This is a genomic window from Lacihabitans sp. CCS-44 (genome assembly GCF_024343735.1).
Taxonomy (GTDB): domain Bacteria; phylum Bacteroidota; class Bacteroidia; order Cytophagales; family Spirosomataceae; genus Leadbetterella.
Map to the genome: position 1 here is coordinate 139,150 of NZ_RJUE01000053.1, position 25,001 is coordinate 164,150.

The 25,001-nt window shown below is 36.7% G+C and carries 22 protein-coding genes; 8 read left to right on the plus strand and 14 right to left on the minus strand.

The annotated features are described in order from the left end of the window. Positions 1–94: 94 nt before the first annotated feature. The 4 genes from EGI26_RS08980 to EGI26_RS08995 all read left to right on the plus strand — a co-directional run bounded on the left by EGI26_RS08980 (position 95) and on the right by EGI26_RS08995 (position 5,471). Entirely contained in the window at positions 95–577 is a 483-nt protein-coding gene (locus EGI26_RS08980; RefSeq protein ID WP_255077799.1) for a DUF5606 domain-containing protein, read from the plus strand. A 40-nt stretch (positions 578–617) separates the two neighbouring features. After that, positions 618–1,292, plus strand: coding sequence for a thiamine diphosphokinase (locus EGI26_RS08985; protein WP_255077800.1), 675 nt, complete (start codon positions 618–620; stop codon positions 1,290–1,292). 353 nt (positions 1,293–1,645) lie between these two features. Beyond that, entirely contained in the window at positions 1,646–4,123 is a 2,478-nt protein-coding gene (locus EGI26_RS08990) for a ribonucleoside-diphosphate reductase subunit alpha (protein ID WP_255077801.1), read from the plus strand. 514 nt (positions 4,124–4,637) lie between these two features. Further along, the gene (locus EGI26_RS08995) at positions 4,638–5,471 is read left to right on the plus strand and encodes a mechanosensitive ion channel family protein (protein ID WP_255077802.1); all 834 of its coding nucleotides are present in this window, start codon (positions 4,638–4,640) and stop codon (positions 5,469–5,471) included. Between the two features lie 215 nt (positions 5,472–5,686). On the opposite strand, the gene EGI26_RS09000 is transcribed toward EGI26_RS08995, so the two are convergent. Both EGI26_RS09000 and EGI26_RS09005 read right to left on the minus strand, forming a co-directional pair. Further along, positions 5,687–6,676 (minus strand): nucleotidyl transferase AbiEii/AbiGii toxin family protein, encoded by a 990-nt coding sequence (locus EGI26_RS09000; RefSeq protein WP_255077803.1) that lies wholly within the window; start codon positions 6,674–6,676, stop codon positions 5,687–5,689. Beyond that, on the minus strand, positions 6,673–7,398 hold the full coding sequence (locus EGI26_RS09005) for a DUF6088 family protein (protein ID WP_255077804.1): 726 nt from the start codon (positions 7,396–7,398) through the stop codon (positions 6,673–6,675). The genes EGI26_RS09000 and EGI26_RS09005 overlap by 4 nt, the downstream gene beginning before the upstream one ends. A gap of 648 nt (positions 7,399–8,046) precedes the next feature. Here EGI26_RS09005 and moeB point away from each other — a divergent pair. Then, a complete protein-coding gene (gene moeB, locus EGI26_RS09010; RefSeq protein WP_255077805.1) occupies positions 8,047–9,105 on the plus strand; it encodes a molybdopterin-synthase adenylyltransferase MoeB in 1,059 nt (352 codons plus the stop codon). On the opposite strand, the gene ruvX is transcribed toward moeB, so the two are convergent. The 8 genes from ruvX to EGI26_RS09050 form a co-directional block, all read right to left on the minus strand. Beyond that, positions 9,088–9,507, minus strand: coding sequence for a Holliday junction resolvase RuvX (gene ruvX, locus EGI26_RS09015; protein ID WP_255077806.1), 420 nt, complete (start codon positions 9,505–9,507; stop codon positions 9,088–9,090). The genes moeB and ruvX overlap by 18 nt on opposite strands. A 10-nt stretch (positions 9,508–9,517) precedes the next feature. Then, entirely contained in the window at positions 9,518–10,777 is a 1,260-nt protein-coding gene (locus EGI26_RS09020; RefSeq protein WP_255077807.1) for a pitrilysin family protein, read from the minus strand. Between the two features lie 87 nt (positions 10,778–10,864). Then, complete coding sequence (locus EGI26_RS09025) at positions 10,865–11,056, minus strand: hypothetical protein (RefSeq protein WP_255077808.1); 192 nt, start codon at positions 11,054–11,056, stop codon at positions 10,865–10,867. Positions 11,057–11,260: 204 nt separating this feature from the next. Next, positions 11,261–12,646 carry an NADH-quinone oxidoreductase subunit N gene (locus tag EGI26_RS09030; RefSeq protein WP_255077809.1) on the minus strand — a complete coding sequence of 462 codons (1,386 nt, stop codon included), beginning with the start codon at positions 12,644–12,646 and terminating at the stop codon, positions 11,261–11,263. Positions 12,647–12,683: 37 nt separating this feature from the next. Next, the gene (locus tag EGI26_RS09035; RefSeq protein WP_255077810.1) at positions 12,684–14,126 is read right to left on the minus strand and encodes a NuoM family protein; all 1,443 of its coding nucleotides are present in this window, start codon (positions 14,124–14,126) and stop codon (positions 12,684–12,686) included. 21 nt (positions 14,127–14,147) lie between these two features. Continuing rightward, positions 14,148–16,079, minus strand: coding sequence for an NADH-quinone oxidoreductase subunit L (gene nuoL, locus EGI26_RS09040; protein WP_255077811.1), 1,932 nt, complete (start codon positions 16,077–16,079; stop codon positions 14,148–14,150). Positions 16,080–16,099: 20 nt separating this feature from the next. Next, positions 16,100–16,444: an NADH-quinone oxidoreductase subunit NuoK gene (gene nuoK, locus EGI26_RS09045; protein ID WP_255048728.1), complete on the minus strand. Its 345-nt coding sequence runs from the start codon at positions 16,442–16,444 to the stop codon at positions 16,100–16,102. A gap of 55 nt (positions 16,445–16,499) precedes the next feature. After that, the gene (locus EGI26_RS09050; RefSeq protein ID WP_255077812.1) at positions 16,500–17,312 is read right to left on the minus strand and encodes a 3'-5' exonuclease; all 813 of its coding nucleotides are present in this window, start codon (positions 17,310–17,312) and stop codon (positions 16,500–16,502) included. Positions 17,313–18,176: 864 nt separating this feature from the next. Here EGI26_RS09050 and EGI26_RS09055 point away from each other — a divergent pair. The 3 genes from EGI26_RS09055 to EGI26_RS09065 all read left to right on the plus strand — a co-directional run bounded on the left by EGI26_RS09055 (position 18,177) and on the right by EGI26_RS09065 (position 21,112). Beyond that, positions 18,177–18,659 carry a hypothetical protein gene (locus EGI26_RS09055; protein WP_255077813.1) on the plus strand — a complete coding sequence of 161 codons (483 nt, stop codon included), beginning with the start codon at positions 18,177–18,179 and terminating at the stop codon, positions 18,657–18,659. Positions 18,660–18,736: 77 nt separating this feature from the next. Continuing rightward, complete coding sequence (locus EGI26_RS09060) at positions 18,737–19,894, plus strand: acyl-CoA dehydrogenase (RefSeq protein WP_255077814.1); 1,158 nt, start codon at positions 18,737–18,739, stop codon at positions 19,892–19,894. Between the two features lie 291 nt (positions 19,895–20,185). After that, positions 20,186–21,112 (plus strand): AraC family transcriptional regulator, encoded by a 927-nt coding sequence (locus EGI26_RS09065; protein WP_255039495.1) that lies wholly within the window; start codon positions 20,186–20,188, stop codon positions 21,110–21,112. Positions 21,113–21,215: 103 nt separating this feature from the next. Here the strand turns inward: EGI26_RS09065 and EGI26_RS09070 are convergent, their stop codons facing one another. The 4 genes from EGI26_RS09070 to EGI26_RS09085 form a co-directional block, all read right to left on the minus strand. After that, a complete protein-coding gene (locus EGI26_RS09070) occupies positions 21,216–21,611 on the minus strand; it encodes a hypothetical protein (RefSeq protein WP_255077815.1) in 396 nt (131 codons plus the stop codon). Positions 21,612–21,811: 200 nt separating this feature from the next. Continuing rightward, positions 21,812–22,837 carry an IS110 family transposase gene (locus tag EGI26_RS09075; RefSeq protein ID WP_255077816.1) on the minus strand — a complete coding sequence of 342 codons (1,026 nt, stop codon included), beginning with the start codon at positions 22,835–22,837 and terminating at the stop codon, positions 21,812–21,814. A gap of 296 nt (positions 22,838–23,133) precedes the next feature. Then, a complete protein-coding gene (gene nadC, locus EGI26_RS09080) occupies positions 23,134–23,985 on the minus strand; it encodes a carboxylating nicotinate-nucleotide diphosphorylase (protein WP_255077817.1) in 852 nt (283 codons plus the stop codon). Positions 23,986–24,133: 148 nt separating this feature from the next. Beyond that, the gene (locus EGI26_RS09085) at positions 24,134–24,988 is read right to left on the minus strand and encodes an alpha/beta hydrolase (RefSeq protein WP_255077818.1); all 855 of its coding nucleotides are present in this window, start codon (positions 24,986–24,988) and stop codon (positions 24,134–24,136) included. Between the last annotated feature and the right edge of the window lie 13 nt (positions 24,989–25,001).

Below are 25,001 nucleotides of genomic sequence, written 5' to 3' on the forward strand. Positions count from 1 at the left end.
AAATCTCAAAATGCTCATATTCCTGTAAAAAAATAAACACACTCCAATTTTTCACTAAATTGCATCGTTTTTACAAACACATTGAAAAATATATATGGAATTATTACAAGAAGTAGCAAATATCTCGGGCAAACCAGGCCTTTACAGAATAGTCAAGCCAGGTAGAGCTGGGGTGATTGTGGAATCATTGGATCAGCTTCACAAAAGAGAGATGATCAATGCAAACGCCAAGGTATCAGTTTTGAAAGAAATCTCGGTTTATACAGAAGATATAAATAAAGCAACTCCATTAGGAGAAATTTTTCTATCAATTCGCAAAGGTTTTGGTACCAAAGTTGAACTCGACACTAAAATAGCATCAAACAAAGACATTTTTGATTTTTTTGCTAAAATAATGCCTGATTTTGATAGGGACCGTGTTTATCCTACAGACATCAAGAAAATAATCAACTGGTACAATATCCTTTCAGAAAACCTTCCCGAACTCTTCGAAAGTAAAGAAGAGGAAAAAGAGGTCGATATTAAAGAAGACAAGGGTGTTGTCAAAGAAAAAGTAAAGAAAGAAAAGAAAAAATAACGCTAACGACCCAAACTAAAATTTGGGTCTTTTTTTTAATATGTCATCACATCATATAGTAAGAGAAAAACAGGAGCCTGCACTAATAATAGCCAATGGTGAAGCCTGTACCGACGAACTCCTTGGTCAGCTGCTCGAATGGAGTCCGTTTATTATGGTGTTAGATGGTGCTTTAGAAAAGGTACTTCACCGCCAAATAAAAATTGATGTACTTTTCGGCGATTTTGATCGAGTGGATACTAACCTTGAAGAACTGAAAACGAGTCAGTTTCCGATTGAGATAATTCATGCCCCAAATCAAGAAAAAACAGATCTCGAAAAAGCGATAGAATTTCTAATTGAGCGAGGTTTTCCTGCTGCCAACATCGTTTGGGCTACAGGCAAAAGAGCCGATCATACAATGGCCAATATTGCCATTTTACCTAAGTATTCTACCCTTATAAAGCTTAAAATACTTGACGACCATTCTTGTATTTTTCCAATATTACCACTGCCAAGCATTTTCACCAAATGGTACAAAAAAGGCACAATTATTTCGCTCATGCCAGTCAGTGAAGCCACGGGTATAATTACACACAACCTCAAATATCCATTGAATAGCGAAACCCTAAAACTTGGACAGAGAAATGGCAACAGCAACGAAGCCGATGAGGATGGTCAGGTACAAATCAGCTATCAAAGTGGGGATATGTTGATAATGGAATGTAAAGATTAATAATGAACACGTTAATTGTGGATAACTATGGGCATAAAATCTGTATTATACTTCGAATTTTTAAGATTATACTTACCCAAAGCCTAATATTTATTATTCGGTATCGTTAAGTTCACAGTCTTATTTTCTGTGGAAAACTTTTATTATAGTACTTTTTATAGATGCTTTTTTTACAATGAATTGATAATTAGACACAACTAAAATCTCCACTTCGGAAGAATTTTAATAATTTATTTTTCCAAAAATAATTTGTCTTTTTTTTATTTTATTTTTTTTATACTTTTGGAATTCGATTGAATTAGAACCCATTAGTTTAAAAAATTTATATTACACCTTTTACTCCTAAAATTAACATGTACGTAATCAAAAGAGATGGACGACGCGAATCCGTGAAGTTTGATAAAGTCACAGCTCGTATCGAAAGGCTTTGTTATGGTCTGGATCCGAATTTTATTCAACCAGTAGAGGTTGCGATGAAAGTAGTTTCAGGAATTTATGACGGTGTTACCACATCCGAATTAGATAACCTTGCCGCTGAAACTTCGGCATCTATGACCACCAAACATCCCGACTATGCTACATTAGCAGCAAGAATTGCCATCTCTAATCTTCACAAAAATACGCTAAAGTCGTTTTCAGGCACCATGAAGGCAATGTATCAATACGTTGACCCTAAAACAGGAGAAAACGCTTCGCTAATTGCTAAAGACGTCTGGAAAACAATCCAAGCCAATGCGGCATTGTTGGATTCATCAATAATTTACGATCGTGACTTCGGCTATGACTACTTCGGATACAAAACGCTTGAGAAGTCCTATTTGATGAAACTCAATGGCAAAATCGTTGAGCGTCCGCAGCACATGCTCATGAGGGTTTCGGTAGGTATACATGGCGAAAACATCGAAAAAGCAATAGAAACGTACAATTTATTGTCGGAAAGATGGTTTACGCATGCTACTCCTACGCTTTTTAACGCAGGTACACCAAAACCACAATTGTCGTCGTGTTTTCTGCTAACCATGAAAGACGATAGCATAGATGGTATATATGATACACTAAAACAAACAGCCAAAATTTCACAGTCAGCTGGAGGAATTGGACTTTCGATACATAACATCAGAGCTACTGGTAGCTACATTAAAGGCACCAACGGTACTTCTAATGGTATCATTCCGATGCTTCGTGTATTCAACGATACCGCCAGATACGTTGATCAAGGTGGTGGCAAAAGAAAAGGCTCATTCGCTATTTATCTTGAGCCTTGGCATGCAGATATCTTTGATTTCTTAGACTTGAAAAGAAATCACGGAAAAGAAGAAAACCGTGCTAGAGACTTGTTCTTTGCACTTTGGATACCTGACTTGTTCATGAAAAAAGTAGAGGCCAATGCAGATTGGAGTTTATTTTGCCCGCACGAATGCCCAGGAATGTCAGACTGTTACGGCGACGACTTCGAAAGACTCTATGAAAAATACGAGTCTGAGGGCAAAGCTAGAAGAACTGTTTCAGCACAAGAACTTTGGTTCCAAATCTTAGAATCTCAAGTAGAGACAGGTACTCCATACATCTTGTTCAAGGATTCGGCCAACAAAAAATCAAACCAGAAAAACCTTGGTACTATCAAGTCTTCAAACTTGTGTACTGAGATAATAGAATACACTGCTCCAGACGAAGTGGCGGTTTGTAATTTAGCCTCAATAGCTCTGCCGAAATTTGTGAACAATGTTGACAATAACGAAACGGTAAGTTTTGATTTCAAAAAACTTTACGACATTACGAAGGTTATTACACGTAACCTGAATAAAATTATTGACGTAAATTACTATCCAGTTCCTGAAGCAGAAAAAAGTAATAAACGCCACAGGCCAATCGGTATCGGTATACAAGGACTTGCCGATGCATTTATATTGATGAAAATGCCGTTTGACAGCGACCCTGCTCAAAAACTCAACAAAGATATCTTCGAAACCATCTATTTTGCTTCAATGGAGGCATCTATGGAGTTGGCTATGGAAGAAGGTACTTATGAGACTTGGGCTGGATCACCGATTTCGAAAGGTGAGTTCCAGTTTGATATGTGGGGAGTTACACCTGACTCAGGTCTGTGGGATTGGGAAGACTTGAGAGCGAGAGTTATCAAAAACGGCGTAAGAAACTCATTGCTATTGGCTCCAATGCCAACAGCTTCTACGAGTCAAATTCTTGGCAACAACGAATGTTTTGAGCCGTACACTTCAAATATCTACACCAGAAGAGTACTTTCTGGAGAATTTGTGGTGGTAAACAAACATCTTTTGAGAGACCTCGTGAAAATAAACATGTGGAACGACTCCATGAAGAACAAGTTGATAGCCGCCAATGGATCTGTACAGAACATTGCCGAGATACCAACTCACCTAAAAGAGCTTTACAAGACCGCTTGGGAAATAAAACAAAAGACTTTGATAGATATGTCAGCTGACAGAGGTGCATTTATATGTCAAAGCCAGTCGCTGAACATCTTCATGTTGGATCCAAACTTTGCAAAACTAACGTCTATGCACTTCTATTCATGGAAAGCTGGACTTAAGACAGGAATGTACTATCTACGTACTAAAGCAGCCGTTGATGCCGTTAAGTTTACCGTGGACAGACAAGCCATAGCAGAAACTACGCCAGTAACTGAGATGTTTGAAGAAAAACCGCTCAACTATGAGGCTTATGCCAAAGAAAACGAGGCCAAAGCCAAAGAAGCTGCCGCAAGCTTCCAATTAAGCGAAGAAGAACTAAAGTATGCAGCAATGCAATGTTCATTAGACAACCCAGAAGGTTGCGAAATGTGCGGTTCTTAAGGATTCCGACTTACAGATTTGCTATTCTAAAAATAAATACCGCCGCAAGGCGGTTTTTTATTTTTGTAAAAAGACCAACCATATTATACCAATCACAATAACAACAGCGAATTCGGTAACCAAAATATTCAAAAATCGCTTTGAAATAGGTTTGAGTAGGTATTTTCACAATCAAAATCTAATTTTTCCGTTGTATGCTTGAGATTTTCTTCAAAAATTGTGGAAAAATAAAAAAGAATGTTTCCATATATCAGCCAGCACTGTTTGAACACAATCAAAATTCTGTTTAGAGTAATTTTAATTTTGAAGAAGGGTTTCTCAGAATTTTGAGTGTGTGAGTTTGCTGGGTGCAGTTTTTTTTGCTTCGTTTTTTCGACTGGGCCGGCAACCCGGAAAAAATGAAGGCCCCGCCGGCGAGGCGACGAAAGTGAATTTCACACTTTGTTATTTAAATTGTCTTCATAGCCTCCACTAAGTTTGACGAAGTGGTTCTTTTTTCAATAAACTATATTTTATGGAAGTCAAAAACTTAAATTTCGTACACTTAATAGACCGATTTACAGAAATGCTTGTGGATTACTCTCCGAGAGTCCTGATGGCCATTTTTACCCTCATTATCGGTTTCTGGGTAGCCAACAGAGTGAGCAAACTATTCCACAAGTCCTTGATGAGCAAGAATCTTGACCCTACCATAGTACCATTCATCGGGTCTTTTATTTCCATTTTGATCAAAGTTCTGGTAATAGTAAGTGTAGCCACCAAGTTTGGTATTGAGACCACCTCATTTGTGGCCATGATTGGAGGTGCCGGTCTAGCAGTTGGCCTCGCCCTTCAAGGCAGCTTGTCACATTTCGCAAGTGGTATATTGATATTGATATTTAAGCCCTACAAGGTCGGCGATACCATAACAGCAGGCGGACAAACCGGAAAAGTTTTAGAGATTTTGATTCTGCAAACTATTCTGAAAACGTCAGACAACTACAAAGTAATTATTCCCAACGGAGCTATCATGAGCGGAACGATCATAAATCTCTCGGGACTTGGAGCCGTAAAAGTTGGGCTTAATTTTACTATTGCCGGGAATTCTGATACCGAAAAAGTTAGAAATGTTGTCAAAAATGTGGCCAATACTTGTGAGCTCGTTCACAAAACGCCTGAGGTTACAGTAACGCTTGACACCTCAGATTTAGGAGCAACCAAAATAGATATCAAAGCCACTTGTGACGCTGGAGACACCAATGCCGTAAAAGATTATCTTTACGAAGCCATTAAAATAGCCTTCGATAAAAATGGAATAGTTGGCCCTGCAGGCCCTTTTGACCATTTGACATCTTTGGCCATAAAATGAAACTGTGGGTCTACCAAATTTGAACAATCGAAAAAATTGAGCGTATAATTCTTGTAACATTGCGATCAATTCAAATTAATTCCAGGAAAGAAATCTGGATATGGTATTAATATTGAATTGTGGTGATATTATTTCAGGTTTTCGGTCTGAAGACCGATAGGCACTTGTGCTTAGTCTGAAAACTAAGCACAGCAGAAGTTTTGCATCTATGAATTTTAAGATGTAGAATCTAGTTTTATGGTCCAGTTAATTGTTTGTAACCTTTCCTTTATCCTAGTCAATGTTTCAAATATCAAAGTTTCTGTCGGAAATTCGCCATAAACCAAGTTTTTAAATTGACCCGTATAAATGGGAGCCAAGTCATTCCAAACCTTAGTAATATCTCTGAATATTAATGCATCAGCAGGATGGAACTCTAGCCATCCATTATTATTTTTAAAACTGACAATATCATCTTGTGCTACTTTCAGGAGCATTTTATCAAAAGCCTCCGAATAAAAAAAAATGGCAAACTCTTGTTGAAGTAGTAACTGGTGTAAATCATACAGATGTCTAATCTTATTCTTTAAGTCGCCAATTGGGTCATTGGCATAAGAAAAACGAACCAAGCTCATTATTTTCTCACAAAGTGTGCGAATCGGTTCTAATACCTTCACTTCAAAGGGCATCATCCCGTGGGTTTCTGCTAATGTATTTTGACCTGTTTGAAGCATCATGTGGCCCACAAATGAGTTTAACGGTTTCACAGTATAGGGCTCGTGATAACCCAGCCAAGTTGCTTCCACAACAAGAAAATCTCGAACTTGCCCGTGCTTGCCTTTAAACTCCTTAGTGTAGCTATGTGCTGTTTTACGGTTCATTCCCATTTTTTGTGTTAGCCCAGTTATATTTATTTCTGGAAGCACTTCTGATACAACTTTACTTATTTTTTTGATTTTATTTGTTAGTTGATTATTGGTTTCTCCTTCTCGTCTAAGTACCACCAGGTCTATATCTTCGGAGAATCTTTCAATCAAGTTAAAGCATTTTGATAAGGCTGTTCCGCCTTTAAATACCGTATCTTTACCGATTTCATTATTGAAAATTGTAAATAAGGCATAGCTTACCCAATAGTCTTTTTCAATGTAAATTGCTGGAATTTTTAAGAGATCAGCTGTATATTGAATCGATTGTCGGTATAGAGTTTTGTTTTCGTGCAGCTTCATATTATATTCCATTTTTCTGCTGTGGACAGTGTTATTTGAACACCACTAAGTTTATATTTTGTAATTGAATTTAAAGATTTTCTTAAGCTTGTGGCTAAATTCTCTTCCATGAGCTGATCTAACATGGCACCCAATAAAGCTCTTGTGGCTGGTGGGTATTTTAAAGCAAGCCGCACCAGAGTTTCTTTTTCTTTAGACTTCAGGGCTTGCAAAATGCCAAGAAATCGTCTGCAAGATGCTTCTATTTTGGCGTCGGGTATATTTTTGATATATCGAATGGCGTCTAGTATTTGTAGTAAAGGAATGTTTTCTTTTGTTATAGTATTTTTCTGTTTTACAAACGAAATGCTATACCGCTCTCTTTTAAATGCAGAGCGAATTTCATTTTTACCGATTTGTATAGTATTACTCACCTGAGTAGTCAATCCTAGCTTATTATAAATACTATATCCCGTAAGATATCCCAATATTTTTCCATTTTCTTCTAATAAATCTTTTACTATTTGAGCTTGATTGGGTTGAAGTTTGCCAAAGGGCGTATTTTCGGGCTTATAATATTTTCCTTTAGATAGCTTTGCTATTTTATCAGAAGTCACCATTCTGTTTAGGGCTTTTATAACCGCTTCTTTTTTGCTCACCTCTGTAATAAAGTCTTCATAGGTGAACACATAGCCTTTTGGGAGTCTATCTATCGTAATCGAAATATAATCAGATACTTTCATAAGAATATTAGCATTTACAAATATAGTAAATTGTCCAGTTTATTGTAAAAAAAACTGGACAAAATTTTATTAATATTTTATAAAAATGAATGTTTTTATTGATGTATGTGAAATATAAAAATTAATGCTTACAAAAAAATTATGATAAATAAGTATCGAAATAAACGCTCTTAAATCCCCAAAATTTTGTATGGAACTATTGCCCCCTTTAGCTTGTTCGTATTACATACAGTAATATTGATGGACAATACGAACAAGCTAAAGGGGGCATGTTATGCTTGGTATTTTTGCCTTATTTTCAGTCCAAATAATACTCCATTTTTAATCCTTCACAGGTAAAAATCCTTCTTTTGAATAGTAATCATTAAGTTTTTTAATATTTGTTTTATAACAGCTCGTATTACATTCTAATGTGTTTCACCATTAATGTTCTTCTCACGTTCAAACCTTCCTCATGCTCTGCGAAGGATATTTCCTTCGTAGGTGTGTAAAGCGGGTTTCACCCACAGAAAGCATAAATTGCCTAGATTAGGATTTCTAAAATTCCAAAATAATATCTGGGAAGAAATACTTTTAATCCTCCTCCCCCATTTCGGCTTTATTAACAATCAAATACTTTTCCCTATTTTTACCCTCAAAAGATTTAAGGTGAACCAAGAATACTATTCAAGATACGCTCGGCAAACTATTCTGCCACAAATGGGCTTGGAGGGCCAAGAAAAGCTTACTAAAGCCAAAGTGCTCGTGATAGGCTGTGGTGGCCTTGGAGGGCCTGTTTTGAGCTATTTGGCGGCAGCCGGTGTTGGAACCATCGGTCTTATAGAATTTGATACGGTTTCGTTATCCAATCTTCACCGTCAAATTATTTTTGAAACCCAGGATATCGGCCAACAGAAAATTGAAATAGCAAAGCAAAAAATAAAAGCACTCAATCCAAATGTGCAGGTTCTGGCCTATAACACGCCTCTCTCCAGTAAAAACGCATTGGAAATTTTTGCAGAATTCGACATCATCATAGACGGTTCTGATAATTTTCCGACCCGATATTTGGTGAACGACGCCTGCGAGATTTTGAACAAACCGTTTGTATATGGAGCCATTCATCAATTCGAAGGGCAAGTGTCTGTTTTTAACTATAAAGGCTCATGTACGTATCGCGACCTTTATAACACACCTCCAGACCCAGAAACCGCACCCAACTGTGCCATTGGCGGAGTTTTAGGGCCCATAGCAGGCGTAATAGGAAGTCTGCAGGCCGTAGAGGCTATTAAGATAATTTGTGGCATGGAAAGCCCTCTTTTCAACGAAATCTTGGTTGTGGAGTTCCAAAGCATGACTTTCAGGAAATTTAAGCTTACCAAAAATTCGGAAAGGCCAAAGATAACTGCTTTAATAGACTATGAGGCTTTTTGTGCAAGCAAAACAAAAGACAGTTTGGCCATAACAAAAGACGAATTTATGGCTCTTGAAAAAGAAAATATCGATCTAATTGATATTCGAGAAGACTACGAACATGAAGAATTTAATATCGGTGGAGAGAATATTCCGATGGACGAATTCGAGGACGTAAACCTTAGACCAAACAAAACTACGATTCTGTACTGTGCCTCGGGAATAAGGAGTAAAACGTTGGCCAAGAAAATATTAAAGGCAAATCCAAACGCAAACGTCCGATACCTTGACTGCTCTCTAAAAGAATTTATTTGAACTGAGAAAAGACTGAAGTATAATAACGGCACTTATTTTATCCAGATTTCCCTTTTCTCTCCTATCCTTCTTTTTTGTGCCCGAATCAATCATGCTCTGCAGTGCCATTTTAGAAGTAAATCTTTCATCATAAAAATGGACAGGAATAGCAGGGAAATTGGTTCTCAAAGTATCCGCAAATTTCCTAACGTCAGCAGTCACGTCTGTATCTTGAGAATTCAGATTTACAGGTAAGCCCATCACAATTTGCTCCACTTGTTCCGTTTTCATGTAGTTGATTAGATACTGCAATAAATCCACCGTTAAAACCGTATCCAAAGCCGTGGCAATAATTTTAAGTGGGTCTGTAACAGCCAAACCCGTCCTTTTTTTGCCGTAATCTATCGCTAAAACTCTTCCCATATATTTTCAATTAACCCACCACCACAGTAGATAAATCATTCATGTATGTATTAGCCATTTGCTGAACTTCATCTGCTGTAACACCATCAATCTGCTGAAGCATGGTATTATAAAAATCATCTGGCAAATTTTCGTGCAAAATAGCCTTGTGCTTATCCATAATATCGAAAACGGTATTTGTACTGCTCAATACCGAACCTTTCATATAATTTTTTACAAGACCAAGCTCGCTTTCGCTTACTTTCTCACTTTTTAAAACATCTATTTCTTTTTGGATTTCTTCCAAGGCCATTGGCACATTCTCCTTCTTCACATCCGCACCAATAGACCAATAACCCTCTTCGGCCAATGGAACTATCGATGATGAGATGCCATAAGTCAATCCTTTCTCCTCACGAATATTTTTCATGAGTCGGCTTCCAAAAAAACCGCCCAGAATAGTATTGAAGACAAGAAACTTAAAAAAATCGGGATGGTGTCTGTTAAACATTCTTCTTCCTAATCGTATACTGCTCTGTACACTTTCCGGCTTATCAATTTTCAGATTAAAAACATCATTCAAAGCAGGTGACTCTATAATCGAAGGCTTAAAAACCAATGTTTTTTGCTGAAAAAAAGACTGAATGGAATCAACATCTTTATCAGAAAAATTACCAGTCAAGAAAACATTAAAACTAGTATTTTTTATGAATTCAGCGTGAAAATCAACAATTTCTGACTGTGAAACTATATCGATTTCAGACGGCTGCAAGGTTTTACCAAAAGAGTGATCAGTCCCAAATAACCCTTCCCTGAAGATTTTATTGGCCTCCGTTACCGTTTTCTCAATATTCACCAAATACGACTGAGTGGCAATCTTTTTCTGAATATCTAGTTCCTCTAAAGGCAAGGTTGGAGAGAAAACAATTGCTGCCAAATCAGGCAAATATTGCTCAAAAAACTTACTTAGTCCATGAAGTGTGACCACCAATCGCTCTTGGTTTTGACTAACCTCCAAAAACCCACCCAAACGCTCAAAGCTTTCGGCAATTTCATTCGAGCTTTTGCCCTTTGTACCTGCTGAAAGCAATTTTGAGGTAAAATAAGAATGTGCGAATTTTTGTCCGAAATACGAACCCGCCCTAAATACAATCTCTAATCTAAAAATTTCTAGATTTGGATTTTTCAAACAATAAAATTGAACTCCGAAATTGTCAATAACCTTAACCACACTCGGAAGTGATAGGCTTTGGGTAGGAATAAAATCAGGGGCAATACTACGATTAAGCATCTTATAAATATAAATGGAAGAATCGGAAATTTAGACAAAAAAAAAGCCCTATCCGAAGATAAGGCTCAATTTCTTTAGCTATGCTAATTACTTAACCGCAGCAGCAGCAGAATCAACAACAACAGCAGCTGAATCAACAACAGCAGTAGCAGCAGAGTCAACCATAGTAGCAGCAGAATCAACAGCAGCAGCTGCATCTTCAGTAGCTTCAGTAGCAGAAGTACATGAAGCGAAAGCTACCATACCTGCAACGAAAAGAATTCCAAATACTTTTTTCATTTCTTAGATTGTTTATTGTTATAAGACATTACAAATTTAAGAATATTTTAAGTTTTGATGCAAAACTTCTTAAAAAATTCTTAAAATTTTCTTTAAAATTCTTGTTTTAGTGCAGTATTTTATAGAAAAAAGATAATTTTTAGAGAAAATGTCATAAAAAAAGCCTGCTGTTGCAGGCTTTTTAAACAATATCTAACCTTAAACTTAAAATAAACCTCTGAACAAATTAGGTGCTACACCCAATAGAACTGTCATTGCACCGCAAACATAAAGTGTTGCCTTAGCTAATGACGAAACAGTGATAGACTCACTTTCGGTATTGCCAAAAGTTGCTCTGATTGGCTTAAAATAATAATACAATGAAACCGCAGACATAACTATACCCACAATTAGTATCCAAAGATAACCTTTGGTGGCGGCGTCATTCAAAACAAAGAATTTACTCCAAAAACCCGACGTAAGAGGAATTCCCGAAAGCGAGAGCATTGAAATTAAAAGAATAACTGCCAAGTCTGGGTTTCTTTTGAAAAGGCCATTAAAAACATTGATGTTTTCGTTTGGCCTTCCATCCACTAGCTGGTCGTTAGAAACGATTAAAAATACACCAAAAGCAGATATTGTGGCAAACGCATAACTAAGCGTATAAAATCCTAGATTTCCAAATGATTGCTCACCCAAACCTATCAAACTTAGAAGCATAAATCCAGCTTGTGAAATACTAGAATATGCCAGAATCCTTTTGAAATTAGATTGATAAACAGCGGTTAGGTTACCTATCAGCATACTTAGACCAATAATGATAACCAAAAACTTAGACCAATTGGCGTATTCGAAACTAAAACTATATACCGCCAATCTGTAAAGAGCGAAAATAACTGCTGTTTTTACAATGGTTGCCATGAAGGCCGTAAAGATGGTTGGTGAACCCTGATATACATCCGCCGTCCAGAAATGAAACGGTGCGGCAGAGATTTTGAACAACAAACCTATGAATATGAAAATCAATCCTATCCAGAAGAAAATTTTGCCTTCTGGGAGATTATTCGCTACCGAACTGCCACTATTTATATCAAATGAACCCGTAGCACCATAGAACATGGCGATGCCAAATAGCAAAATCCCTGTAGCAAAAGCACCCATCAAAAAGTACTTTATTGAAGCTTCGTTACCCCTCAAATTACGTTTATCGCTTCCAGCCAATACATACAATGCTACTGAAAGTATTTCTAAACCTACGAACAACATGATGAGGTTTTGAAAACTCACCATTATCAATGCACCAACTATAGCAAACTGCATAAGTGCATAATATTCGGCTGGATGGTCTACAGCATCTTCAAACAATCGAGAGCTTAAGCCAGCAACAAGTATTCCTGCCAAAATCACCACACTTTGTACCAATATCAGCGAATTACTTACCTCCACCATATTGTTGAAGTATAAACCCGGAGCATCCCAGTCAATAAAGTTTGACAACAAACCTATTATCAAAAACACCAAATTGATAGGAAGTAAACTCTTTTTTGAAACAGATAAGCCTAGAAAAAGCATCAACAAACCTGTAACTGAAAAAACTATAATTGGATACATATCTTATCTATTTTCTTTCGGTATATACCTAATAAAATTATTTATTTAAAACTCCTAAACTATTTACAAATGAGCCACTTATGTCCAAAATTAGATTTGGAAAAACTCCTGTAAGTAACACAACAATCACTATAGGCACCAATACCATCATTTCTTTAGCTCCTATATCGGTAATATTGATAGTCGTATCGTTTGATGGACCGTACATAGTTTTCTGAAAAAATCTTAACATATATACTGCACCGAAAACCACACTCAATCCGGCCAAGATTCCTATCACATGATTAAAGTCAAAAACAGCCTTTAACATCAAAAACTCACCCACAAAGCCGTTGGTAAGAGGAAGAGCAACACTTCCTAATAAAACAACCATAAACATAACCGTAAGCAATGGAGCTGACTGGGTCATGCCTCCAAGGGTTGTTAAGCTTCTGCTTCCTGTTTTGTCAAAAATGATTTTGGCAATATAAAATAAACCAACGGCATTAACTCCGTGGGCTACCATTTGAAAAATGGCTCCCTGTAAGCCCGTAACACTTAGAGTAAGTACCGCACCAGCCATTAAACCCATGTGGGCAAATGACGAATACGCTATCAAACGTTTTATTTCATTTTGCTTTATAGCTATTACTGAACCATATATCAATCCAATGGTAGCCAATACTATGACGATTTCACCATAAACTTCAATTCCTTGTGGAGCGAAAGGCAACAAAATACGAATTAAACCATAAACGCCCATTTTGGACAAAAGCCCTGATAATAACATAGTGGCAGGCGTCGGCGATTTGCTATAGGCATCAGGCAACCAAGTATGAAAAGGGAAAATCGGCATTTTGATAGAAAAAGCCAAAAGTAGACCCCAAAATAGAATTTGCTTGATGAGGTTTGGAAGCAACGAAACCGTCACTTTGATAGACTCGATATCAGCACTTTGGCCTCTCATGTACAACAACACAAAAGATATCAGCATAAACAAACTTCCAAAAACGGTATAAACCAACATTTTGAAAGTAATCTTAGATGAGTTTTCTCCACCCCAAAAGTTGGCGATAAGATAAACAGGCACCAAGGCCAACTCAAAAAAGAAATAAAATAAAAATATGTCTTTGGCAGAAAATACACCTATCAATGCCGCTTCGGTAAGTAAAATTAAACCCATCATTTTGGGTATATTTTCATAGTTAAGGTTTTTAACCGCCAAAATTATCAACGAAACCAAAACTACTGTAAGTCCAACCATAATAATTGACAAACCATCAATTCCAAGGTGAAATCTAATGGCAAAGTCCGACAACCATGGTTTATCGAATACTAAAAGTGATGAATTGCCTTTGAATACACTGAAAGCGTACCCAAAAACGGCTATTTGAACTAGAGAAATCAAAATGGAAATTGAACCTGCAAGGCTTTTGCTTTTGACATTCAACAAAATCAAACCTGCGATCAATGGTATAATAAATAGCGAAAGCGTTAACATAGGGTGCTTTTCAATTGTTTTTTACTTAATAACCGACTTAAGAGACTCGAACAAACCAGGAACTAAACTGTATCCTAACAAGAGGATAATTCCGATAGTCATAAACAACAAATAACTACTCGTGCCACCCACCTGAATTCTTTTGATTTGAGCACTTGCAAGATTTACGGTGTTTCCTACTCCATTCACAATTCCATCTATAAACTTATTGTCGATGACATTTCCAAAAAACTTCGAAAGTGAAGAAATAGAATTAACAAAGACCTTGTTGTATAGCTCGTCTATATAATACTTGTCGTAAACTACTTTCTTTATTCCGCTCATAGATTCGTCCGAAACTGGAACATTTTTGCCATTTCCGTAAACACTGTAAGCAAAAATGATAGCTACTATGGCAACTACAACAGAAACTCCCATAAGTAACCATTCAGTAGAATGATCTAGGTGAATTACGCCAAATGCTGGATTCACAGACTTACTTCCCTCATATATTGGGCTTAAAAACTCATTGAGCCTGTGGGGAAAATGGAAAATTTCTGGAAAACCAATAGCTCCACCGATAATAGAAAATACAGCCAATACAATTAGTGGTAAAGTCATACTACTTGGCGACTCATGTAAATGGTGTTCTTGGTCATGTGTTCCTCTAAAGTTTCCTTTGAAAGTAACAAAAAACAACCTAAACATGTAGAATGCGGTCATAAATGAACCCAAAAGGGCTAAAACCCACATCAATTTATTATGCTCGTAAACGTGAGCGAGTATTTCATCTTTTGAGAAAAAGCCTGAAAAAGGGGGAATACCACTGATGGCTATTGTTCCAACCAAAAATGTAATGGCAGTAATTTTTATTTTTGGCCAAAGTCCACCCATGTTTCGGATGTCTTGGTCGCCACTCATGGCATGTATCACACTGCCTGCTCCCAAAAATAACAAGGCTTTGAAAAACGCATGCGTGATAACATGGAATAAACCAGATGAGTAGGCCATAACGCCTAGGCCTAAAAACATATATCCCAATTGACTGACTGTAGAGTAAGCCAATACTTTTTTAATATCATTTTGGAAAAGACCAATTGTAGCTCCTAATAATGCAGTTGCCAATCCTATCCATGCAACAAATTCTAACGTTTGTGGTGAAAGACTGTACAGTATATTTGAACGAACAGTCATGTAAATACCGGATGTTACCATAGTGGCGGCGTGTATCAAAGCCGAAACAGGCGTTGGGCCAGCCATTGCATCAGGCAACCAGGTGAAAAGCGGTATTTGGGCTGACTTTCCCATCGCTCCTACAAAAAGAGCAAAAGTGATGGCCAATATTATTCCATCGCCAATCTGAAAACCTTTGGCTTTTTCGAAAACCTCTAAATATTCTAATGTTCCGAAGGTTTGAATAATCAAAAATATACCTACTAAAAAACCCAAGTCACCTACACGGTTCATTATGAATGCTTTGCGGGCAGCATTGGCGTAGTCGGTGTTTTTGTTCCAAAATCCGATAAGCAAATACGAACATAGTCCTACTCCTTCCCAACCGATGAACATAATGAGGTAATTGGCTCCAAGAACCAACAAAATCATAGAAAACAAGAACAAGTTTAGATAAGCAAAGAATTTTCCGTAGCCTTCATCGTGGCTCATGTAACCCGCAGAGTATAGATGTATTAATGTTCCTACACCCGTAATCACAAACAACATAATCAACGAAAGTTGATCAAACTGAAAAGAAAATTTGATGTTGAGGTCTCCAACCGTTATCCAATCAAATAAATTTACAATAACCGGTGTTCCATCAAACTGAAGATAAGCAGCAAGTACACAACCAAATGATAACAATGAAGCACCTGTGCCAATGATGGGAACAAGTGTTTTAGATATTTTTCCAAATCCTATACCATTTATCAAAAAGCCAATCAATGGAAATAAGGGAATCAGAGATATTAGTGTCATAAGAATAGTAAAATTTTAATTTATCCTTTCAATCTGTTTAACAAACTGATATCAATGGTCTTTATATTTCTAAAAATCATAACAATAATAGCCAGTCCTACCGCCACTTCAGCCGCAGCTACTGCCATGATAAAAAACACAAATACCTGTCCATTAGGGTCGGATCTGTATGATGAAAAGGCAATAAGCAAAAGATTGACAGCATTGAGCATAAGCTCTATGGACATAAATATAATGATGGCGTTTTTTCTAATTAATACGCCAACTATACCAATAGTAAATAGCATGGTCGCTAATAGCACGAAATTCACTAAAGGAACTTGCGTAAAAACATCTGGTACTCGGTCTATTGTACTTTCAAACATGTGTTTGTAAGGTTTTTTAAATTTTCGCAAAAATAACACTAATCAGTGAAAATCCCTACCTTTTCATTTTGATTTTAATCTCGGTAAGTTTTCTTTTTGTATCTAACGGAAAGTCGTTATTTATGATCCAATCATAATATTGAGGTTCTCTGGTAAGTACATCTTCTACTTTTTTACCCGCATTTTTTCCAAAATTAAACACCACCTCACCATTATTGTTTAAAATCATCCGCTGAGCAAAATCTACCAAGTTGTTTGAGCTTAATTTGTGAAGTACATCAACATCATTTTGAACTGGCTCATATTCCACGCCTTTGGCGTCTTTTAGTCTTACACCTTCGTATTTTTCTACCTGAGCACACACTACCTCCAAAGTAGCCAAAGTATCTACTTCTGCACTATGGGCGTTTTCAAGCGTTTTCCCACAATAAAACTTGTAGGCAGCTCCAAGCGTACGAGGCTCCATCAAGTGGAAAATCTTTTGGGCATCCACAAAACGACGGTTCTTTAATTCAAAAATATTGGTATCAATCCTCAAAAACTCCTCTACCAACATCGGAATATCAAAGCGATTACTGTTGAACCCAGCCAAATCGCAGCCGTCCAAAAACTGAGAAAGCGACTTAGCCATTTGGCGGAAGCTGGGCTCATCTTTTACGTCTTCGTCATATATTCCATGAATCAAACTTGTCTCCAGCGGAATGGGCATTCCTGGGTTCACTCTTTTGGTTTTGACATCTACGGAACCATCAATATTGGCTTTAGCAATACAAATTTCCACAATCCTATCTTTAGAAATGTTGATACCTGTGGTTTCTAAGTCAATAAAAGCAATAGGTTTTTTTAATTTGAGGGTATGAGTCGTCATTATTTATAAACTTAGCGAAATAATATGGTGCAAAAGTAGAAAATGATTTTCGGAAAATGGCGAGGATTTGGAGATATGTGGGTTTGAATGTTCACGATTATTGATTCCTAACAATGAAAAAATCTCTAACCTAATTCTTAATGATAAAAGTTAGAACTCCTGAAATTAAAAATTATAGCTTTTCAAGAAATAAATATTTTCTAAAAAAGAACCATTTGTAAACGAAAGGCTCATGTCCCAAGTATTTAATTTTATCATTTACAAGTCGCTTTTTCATTTCATCAAAATTAAGAAATAGCGTCTTATGAAACTCAAATACACTCCCATCTTTCAAATACAAAATCAAACCATGAAACCTCTTAAAATCTGTTGCTATATGAGTTGTACTAAACCCCATTATATCCTCATACAAGACACTGGCCTCTTTGAATGAATAAATATTCCGTAATGAAAATGAAACTTTTTGATTACTAAAAATCAAACCATACCTCTGAATAAAAAGAGAACTTAAGGTTCTTAAACCAATGATTAGACCAGAAATGACAATAATAAAAATTCCAAACAGTCTAATCATCAGGTCAATAATATCCAATTTATAATCGAAAATAGAGAAAATAGAAATTAGAGCAAGTATAACAGCTGCACTAAAAAATAGTAGAATAAATATCTTTAGTATAATTACCAGATAATTAACCCTACCGCTTAGGAAATTAAAATTGGTATTGTGATGTTTATCCGTTTTAAGTGCATTTTAAAATTGGGTAAATGTTGCCTTTCTAAAATTAATTGTTAAACTCAATTTTAAACCACACAACCCGAATCTTTTCCAAAAAACACACGTTTAAAAATAAAAACTAAGAAAATATGCTTGTTGCTTTTGATTCGCTTCCTGACCACGCCAAAGTTTGGGTTTACCAAGCAAATAGAATTCTTGATGAAACCGAAATAAACGAAATCACAGATTATTTGTCAGAGCAAGTGGCCAATTGGGAGTCTCATGGCTCGCCTTTGCAAGCATCCTTCAAGTTTTTTTATGATAAATTTCTGGTGTTGGGCGTAAATACCGACCTTCAAGAGCCTTCTGGCTGTTCGATAGACAGCTCAACAAAATGGCTGAAAAACATCCAGCAAACCTTAAATATAGACTTTTTCGACCGCTCCATAGCCTATTTTGAAAACGAAACCTTGAATTTTTTCCCTGTTTTAGAAGCTAAAAAACAAGTTTTGGTAGGAAATATAAATGCAGAAACTACTTTGCTCAATCATCAAGTGAGCACTTTGGCCGACTTGAAAAATAACTGGAAGTTAAAAGCAAGCGACAGTTTCATGAAAAAATATTTTGTGTAAACCAAGTTTTGAAAAACAGTATGCTTGCATACTATTATTGATTTTTATATCTTTCGAAAAAATCATCAATAAATACAATGCATACGATAGAAGGAGTAAATTTCCAATTATCTGAAGAGCACCTTGCAGTTAGAGATGCAGCAAGAGACTTTGCTCAAAACGACCTTTTGCCAGGTGTTATAGAAAGAGATATTCAGACCAAGTTCCCAAAAGAAGAAATCAAAAAAATGGGTGAACTGGGCTTCATGGGCATGATGATAGACCCACAATATGGCGGCAGTGGCATGGATACCCTCAGCTATGTGCTCGCTATGGAAGAAATCTGCAAGGTAGATGCCTCCGCTGGAGTGGCGATGTCTGTCAACAACTCATTGGTTTGTTACGGCCTAAATCAATACGGCACAGAAGAACAAAAACAAAAATATCTAAAACCGCTGGCTTCAGGACAAATAATAGGAGCATTTTGCCTTTCAGAACCCGAAGCTGGCTCGGATGCCACCTCACAAAAAACTACAGCTGAAGATATGGGCGACCATTATTTGGTAAACGGCACTAAAAACTGGATTACCAATGGCGAAACCTCTTCGGTGTGTTTGGTGATGGCACAAACACATGTTGAACTTAAGCACAAAGGCATCAATTGCCTAATTATAGAAAAAGGTCAAGACGGCTTCGTAGTTGGCAAAAAAGAAGACAAAATGGGAATCAGAGCTTCTGATACGCATTCGTTAATGTTTTCAGATGTAAAAGTACCTAAAGAAAACCGTATTGGGCCAGAAGGATTTGGATTCAAATTTGCCATGACTACGCTCAATGGCGGCAGAATTGGTATAGCTGCACAAGCACTGGGCATAGCTGCCGGAGCTTTTGAACTCTCTGTGAAATATACCAAAGAGCGTAAAGCATTCGGCAAAACAATTTCGGAACATCAAGCCATTCAGTTTAAATTGGCAGACATGAAGACCAAAATAGAAGCAGCAAGGCTTCTTGTTTACAAAGCCGCAAGAGACAAAGATGCTGGTTTAGACTATGTAGAATCGGCCGCCATGGCGAAACTTTTTGCTTCTGAAGTAGCGATGTGGGTAACTACAGAAGCAGTGCAGATACATGGTGGATATGGTTATGTGAGAGAATTTCATGTGGAGCGAATGATGCGTGATGCTAAAATCACACAGATTTATGAAGGTACTTCGGAGATTCAGAGAATGGTTATTGCCCGAGAAATCTTAAAATAGTACCACAAGATAGTTTTTTTTATTCTTAATGGAGGCTTGGCCTCCTTTTTGCTTTCTAAGATTTGCACAAGGTTTAAAAAGCCCGTTTAATAAATTTAGTTATCAAAAATATTAGATAATTTTTAGAAAAAACAAGAAATAATCCAAGAAACATATAATTTATTGAACAATTTTTAGTTGTACTAATGTTTGTATCTCAAAGAATAATTATTAGTTTTGTACAAAACAAGTTCAGAAACGCTAAATATTAATAATAATTTCACCTCAGAATTATTATGAAAAAATCCTCTTATGGAAGACTATAACAAAATAATCGAATCGCTTGGTGTAAAGTTTGGAAAAGCTAGACACATAAATATATTGCAGCCCATCACTATCAAAAACTTTTATGATGTAGAAAATACATTGTTGGTATTATACAATGGCGATGTGAAAATAGAAGGCGTAGAAGGAAAAATAGAAGTTGGAGACATCCTTTTCATTCCGGGCGGAAAGGCCGCAACTATTACCTACGGAGTTGGAGAGGCCAAACCAATATCTTACGAAGAGTTCATGACGCGTAGAGAACACTATTTCGAAGCCATGAACGAGCCAGAAGAAATAGGTATCGTTAAAAACTCATTTGGTCTAATTGCTTTTGAGGCAAAAGTATTTGATTCAGTAAACTTTTTTACCTCGCTTGATATCCCTCCGTTTTTCATTTACAAAAACACCAAATTGGCTCAGCTGATTAAGGATATTCTGATTGAAGATTTTACAGAAGAGGCTGGTCGTGGAAGAGTAATTTCGATTAAGACCGAAGAGGCTGTAATAGAGGTTATTAGATATATTCTCAGAAATAGAATGTTTGTGGAGCAATTGGCCACCAACAGTACGTATTTCAAAGATCCACGTTTGATAGATATCTTTACTTATATCAAAAACAACATCGACGGAGATTTGTCTAATAAGCAATTGGCCAATGTTGCCAATGTTTCTGAAGATTATGTCGGTCAATATTTCAAAATGCTGACAGGTATCAATCCACAAGATTATATCGAATACCAAAGGATGGAAGAGGCTGTAAACCTTTTGAGAACTTCGAAAAAGAGCATCAGGGCCATCGGTGGAGAAGTTGGATACAAAGACACCGCATATTTCTGCCGTAGATTCAAAATGATGTTTGGTATTCCTGCTGGAAAAATGAGACGTAGAGAGTCTTTGATGATTGGGAAGTAATTGCTAAAAGAAATACTTAGAAACCGCCAGAGAAATCTGGCGGTTTTTTTATGTCAAAAATTGAAATATTAATTCAGGCGAATTACTATCGAGCTTGTTGGTATTAGGCATGAAGTACAGCCTCTTTTCCCAAAATGCTCACAAAAATGCAGTTCTTGAGTGAAATACTTTCAGGCACAAATACAAACCTACGGTCGTAAAGCTGGCCATCTATCCAATAACTCACCCAAAACTCATTGTTAAGATGAAAAACCGAAGGGTCAATTTTTTCGACTTCTTGAACAGAATTGGAGGAAAAATTACCATAAAAATGTCTGAGCGTACTTGTTGAAATTTTCTCTCCGCTATCGTTATATCCATATCCTGAGGATGTTACAAGCAAATTATCAATTTTTTCAGACCCTTTGTTTATCAAGAACACGTCCCACTGCTCAAACTCTGAGGGAGCTACGGCCATAAGGATATTTTCGTTTTGAGGAAATTCTATATCTTTTTTCATTTTTTTTCTAAAGGCATTGAGGCACAAGGCATCGAGGCACAAAGTTTAGTATTCGTAATTGAAATAAACGATAGTCACTGAGCGTCGGTCACTGAACGAGTCGAAGTAAACCACGGTCACTGAGCTGTGGTCACTGAACGAGTCGAAGTAAACCACGGTCACTGAGATAGCTAAGGTAATTACAAATAAAACTGCAATTATTATGCTACCTTTTTGTACTGAAAAGACTCGTCATACTGAATTCCTGTTCTCACTACCGAAAATACGGTTTGAACAAGTTTATTCTTTATGTTATTCATTATGACAAAACCTTTTTTACCTTCTTTTTTCTTTTTTATATGATATTCTTTTATTCTAGAACTGGATTTTATAGCAGACATTGCAGCTGAATGGAGTATGCCTTTCAAGAACTTATGTGCATGGTTGCTCACATGTGTCCCTTTTCTTACCGAACTTCCAGAGCTTTCCTCGAAAGGTGCTATTCCAACCAATGAAGCAAACTGCCTGGCGTTGATTTTTGAGCTAAAGTTTTTCGTATAAACCATCATCCAAAGACCAACAATTTTACCTATTCCTTTTACCGAGGTCACCAATTCCATTCTTTCTTTCCATCCCTCAACTTCTTCTATAAGCTCGTCAATCATTTGCTCGATTTCCTTAATGGATTTCATTAAACCATCGATTGCAGACTTGCAAGCTTTTAGAAGCATATCATACGACTCTTTACCTCCATGTTCCTTCATTTCGTTAATTGGCGTTGTAAGCCTTTTAAGGTCTACTACGAGTCGATTTCTGGTTGTCATTAAATCATGTAACTTTATGATATTCAAATCATAATGCTCTGCAATCTTTAGTTTAAACTTGTTACTGAGTGCATATTCCACTATTCTGTACGCATCAATTTTGTCATTCTTTCCTTTTAAAATACCACCTGAATGTTTAATGACATATCCAGATTCCATACACACCGAAAAGCCTTCATCTTGTAAAAACATACTTAATAATCGACTATAAATGCCAGTATGTTCTAAACAAAAGATTACTTGACCATCTTGGTAAAACTCCCGCAACCACTCTAAGCAAGAATCAAAACCAAATTGATTATTTGTAAATTTTTTATGCCCAATCTTTTTACCAAAATCGTTTATAATTGCGGAGTCAATAGTTTTCTTAGATACATCAATTCCAATAAATAATTTGTAATTCAATTGCTCTTCTAACTTCATAATGTTTAAATTTACAGTGAAAAGAAAAACTTGGCCTAAGTAAACTCAATTCTGCGAAAGCCTTTAATAGGATTATCGTCTACCAACGATTCCTCAATAGCTAAATAGCGTTGAATAGAGTGAGGGAAGCAGGGCCTTGATCTCGGTATAAGTTTATTCTTACGGAGCCGAATAGGTTTCTCCTGTTTCCCACTTAGGACAAATTACCGTCGTAAAATTATCCTAATTACTCAGTACATTTTCATTTCACAAATCTAAAGGCGGAGCCGAAGTGAGCCGAAGTGAGTCGAAGCGACCTACTTCATAGCCTTCAAACTCAAATCTAGGCTCTTAGCAGAGTGCGTCAAATAGCCCATGGAAACATAATCTACACCACAATCTGCATAAGCTCGAACAGTTTGAGGATTTATATTTCCTGATGATTCTATGGGAAACCTCCCGTCTATAATTTTGATGGCTTCCTTGGTTTTTTCATAGTCAAAATTGTCCAGCATAATTCGTACAACCCCACCAACTTCCAATGCTTCTTGTAGTTCAGTAAGATTTCTAACTTCTATCTCTATTGGCAAATCCAGATTCTTATCTTTTAAATATTTTTGAGCCGCAAACAAGGCATTTTTTATACCTCCAGCATAATCCACATGGTTGTCTTTGATTAAAATCATATCGAACAAGCCAAAACGATGGTTTACTCCTCCCCCAATTTTAACCGCCCATTTTTCTAAAAGCCTAAAGCCAGGAGTGGTTTTTCTGGTGTCCAATACTTTGCATTTAGTCCCTTCCAGTTTTTTTACTATTTCCTGAGTTACGGTAGCTATGCCGCTCATGCGTTGCATGCAGTTGAGTACGAGTCTTTCAGCAGTCAAAATCGAGCGATCTTTCCCTTCCACATACAATACTATTTGGCCATATTCTATCGGCTCGCCATCTTTGATTAAAACCTCGACCTTCAGATCAGGGTCAACAGTTTTGAAAATTAGCTCGGCCAATTCTACGCCAGCCACTATTCCATTGTCTTTTACCAACAAACGAGCCTTTCCTTGGGCGTTTTCTGGCACTGTGGAGTTAGAGGTGTGATCTCCTTCTCTAATATCTTCGTGTAGTGCATTCTTGATAAATGCTATTAAATCTTCTTTTAGGATTTCCATTTGAGATAATTTTTACCGCTAAGACGCTAGGACGCAGAGAAATTTGGATTTCAAAATTGTCTTAGGTTCTTCGCTGTGCTTAATTTATAAATATTTTTTGCGAAAATAATAGCTTACTTACTTTTCTCAATAAAAAAATCATTTTCTATTAAGCATTAAACCCCATGTCCCCGAATATTTGCTTATCAAAATGATCATATTGGTCTAATAAAATATCCTTCAAAGCCCTATGATATTCAGGAAATGAAGGTAAATCGTTATGCCCTCCGCCATAAATAGGGACTAAATGCGTGTTCAAAGGGGCTGTTTTTGCCAATCGCACGCTTGAACTCATGGGTATTAGACTATCCTTAGTGCCATGAATGATGAAAATTGGGCAGCGACAATACTTGAGCCATTGATCGGTTCTGACTTTAAATCTCAAAAGTATAGAAACAGGCAAAAACGGGAGAAATCTATTCGTAAGTTGGGATAAACTATAATAAGGAGCATCAAGAATCAACATTTTTGGCCGATTTGACGAGGCCAATTTTGCAGCAAAGCCAGAACCCAAAGACCTTCCGTAGATGATAACTTTATTTTCAGGATATTTTAGCTCAAATTTCATTTTGTTATACACATGCTGAGCGTCTTTTTTCATTGCGGATTCCGAACGCTTTCCTTTACTTTTTCCAAAACCCCGATAATCGATCATAATCACATCATAACCATGATTGGTAAAATCCCTAGAATATTTTGCCCAACCTTTTATACTTCGTGTATTTCCGTGGAAATAAATCACCACTCCTCTTTTTTCTTTTTCTTCTGTAAAAAAACGAAGTCCGTTGATTTTTTCCTTTTCGGAAATCGCAAAATTGAGCTCTTCAAACGGAAATTCATATTTAAACTCGAAGTCCTCTGAGAGTTTTTCGGGCTTAAATATGAAAAATTCCTGAATGAAATAAACCAATATGTTTATTCCCAAATACACCAAAACGATGATGACAATGGTTTGATTACTCATTTTATAAGGTTAC

Excerpts from the sequence above, each read along its gene's own strand:
- EGI26_RS09055 (WP_255077813.1), top strand. The coding sequence starts at position 18,177 with ATGCTTGTTGCTTTTGATTCGCTTCCTGACCACGCCAAAGTTTGGGTT.
- nadC (WP_255077817.1), bottom strand. The coding sequence starts at position 23,985 with ATGGAAATCCTAAAAGAAGATTTAATAGCATTTATCAAGAATGCACTA.
- nuoK (WP_255048728.1), bottom strand. The coding sequence starts at position 16,444 with ATGTTTGAAAGTACAATAGACCGAGTACCAGATGTTTTTACGCAAGTT.
- EGI26_RS09060 (WP_255077814.1), top strand. The coding sequence starts at position 18,737 with ATGCATACGATAGAAGGAGTAAATTTCCAATTATCTGAAGAGCACCTT.
- EGI26_RS09020 (WP_255077807.1), bottom strand. The coding sequence starts at position 10,777 with ATGCTTAATCGTAGTATTGCCCCTGATTTTATTCCTACCCAAAGCCTA.
- EGI26_RS08995 (WP_255077802.1), top strand. The coding sequence starts at position 4,638 with ATGGAAGTCAAAAACTTAAATTTCGTACACTTAATAGACCGATTTACA.
- EGI26_RS09000 (WP_255077803.1), bottom strand. The coding sequence starts at position 6,676 with ATGAAGCTGCACGAAAACAAAACTCTATACCGACAATCGATTCAATAT.
- EGI26_RS09070 (WP_255077815.1), bottom strand. The coding sequence starts at position 21,611 with ATGAAAAAAGATATAGAATTTCCTCAAAACGAAAATATCCTTATGGCC.
- EGI26_RS09005 (WP_255077804.1), bottom strand. The coding sequence starts at position 7,398 with ATGAAAGTATCTGATTATATTTCGATTACGATAGATAGACTCCCAAAA.
- EGI26_RS09050 (WP_255077812.1), bottom strand. The coding sequence starts at position 17,312 with ATGACGACTCATACCCTCAAATTAAAAAAACCTATTGCTTTTATTGAC.
- ruvX (WP_255077806.1), bottom strand. The coding sequence starts at position 9,507 with ATGGGAAGAGTTTTAGCGATAGATTACGGCAAAAAAAGGACGGGTTTG.
- EGI26_RS09085 (WP_255077818.1), bottom strand. The coding sequence starts at position 24,988 with ATGAGTAATCAAACCATTGTCATCATCGTTTTGGTGTATTTGGGAATA.
- nuoL (WP_255077811.1), bottom strand. The coding sequence starts at position 16,079 with ATGACACTAATATCTCTGATTCCCTTATTTCCATTGATTGGCTTTTTG.
- EGI26_RS09065 (WP_255039495.1), top strand. The coding sequence starts at position 20,186 with ATGGAAGACTATAACAAAATAATCGAATCGCTTGGTGTAAAGTTTGGA.
- EGI26_RS09030 (WP_255077809.1), bottom strand. The coding sequence starts at position 12,646 with ATGTATCCAATTATAGTTTTTTCAGTTACAGGTTTGTTGATGCTTTTT.
- EGI26_RS08990 (WP_255077801.1), top strand. The coding sequence starts at position 1,646 with ATGTACGTAATCAAAAGAGATGGACGACGCGAATCCGTGAAGTTTGAT.
- EGI26_RS09075 (WP_255077816.1), bottom strand. The coding sequence starts at position 22,837 with ATGAAGTTAGAAGAGCAATTGAATTACAAATTATTTATTGGAATTGAT.
- EGI26_RS08985 (WP_255077800.1), top strand. The coding sequence starts at position 618 with ATGTCATCACATCATATAGTAAGAGAAAAACAGGAGCCTGCACTAATA.
- EGI26_RS09035 (WP_255077810.1), bottom strand. The coding sequence starts at position 14,126 with ATGTTAACGCTTTCGCTATTTATTATACCATTGATCGCAGGTTTGATT.
- EGI26_RS09025 (WP_255077808.1), bottom strand. The coding sequence starts at position 11,056 with ATGAAAAAAGTATTTGGAATTCTTTTCGTTGCAGGTATGGTAGCTTTC.
- EGI26_RS08980 (WP_255077799.1), top strand. The coding sequence starts at position 95 with ATGGAATTATTACAAGAAGTAGCAAATATCTCGGGCAAACCAGGCCTT.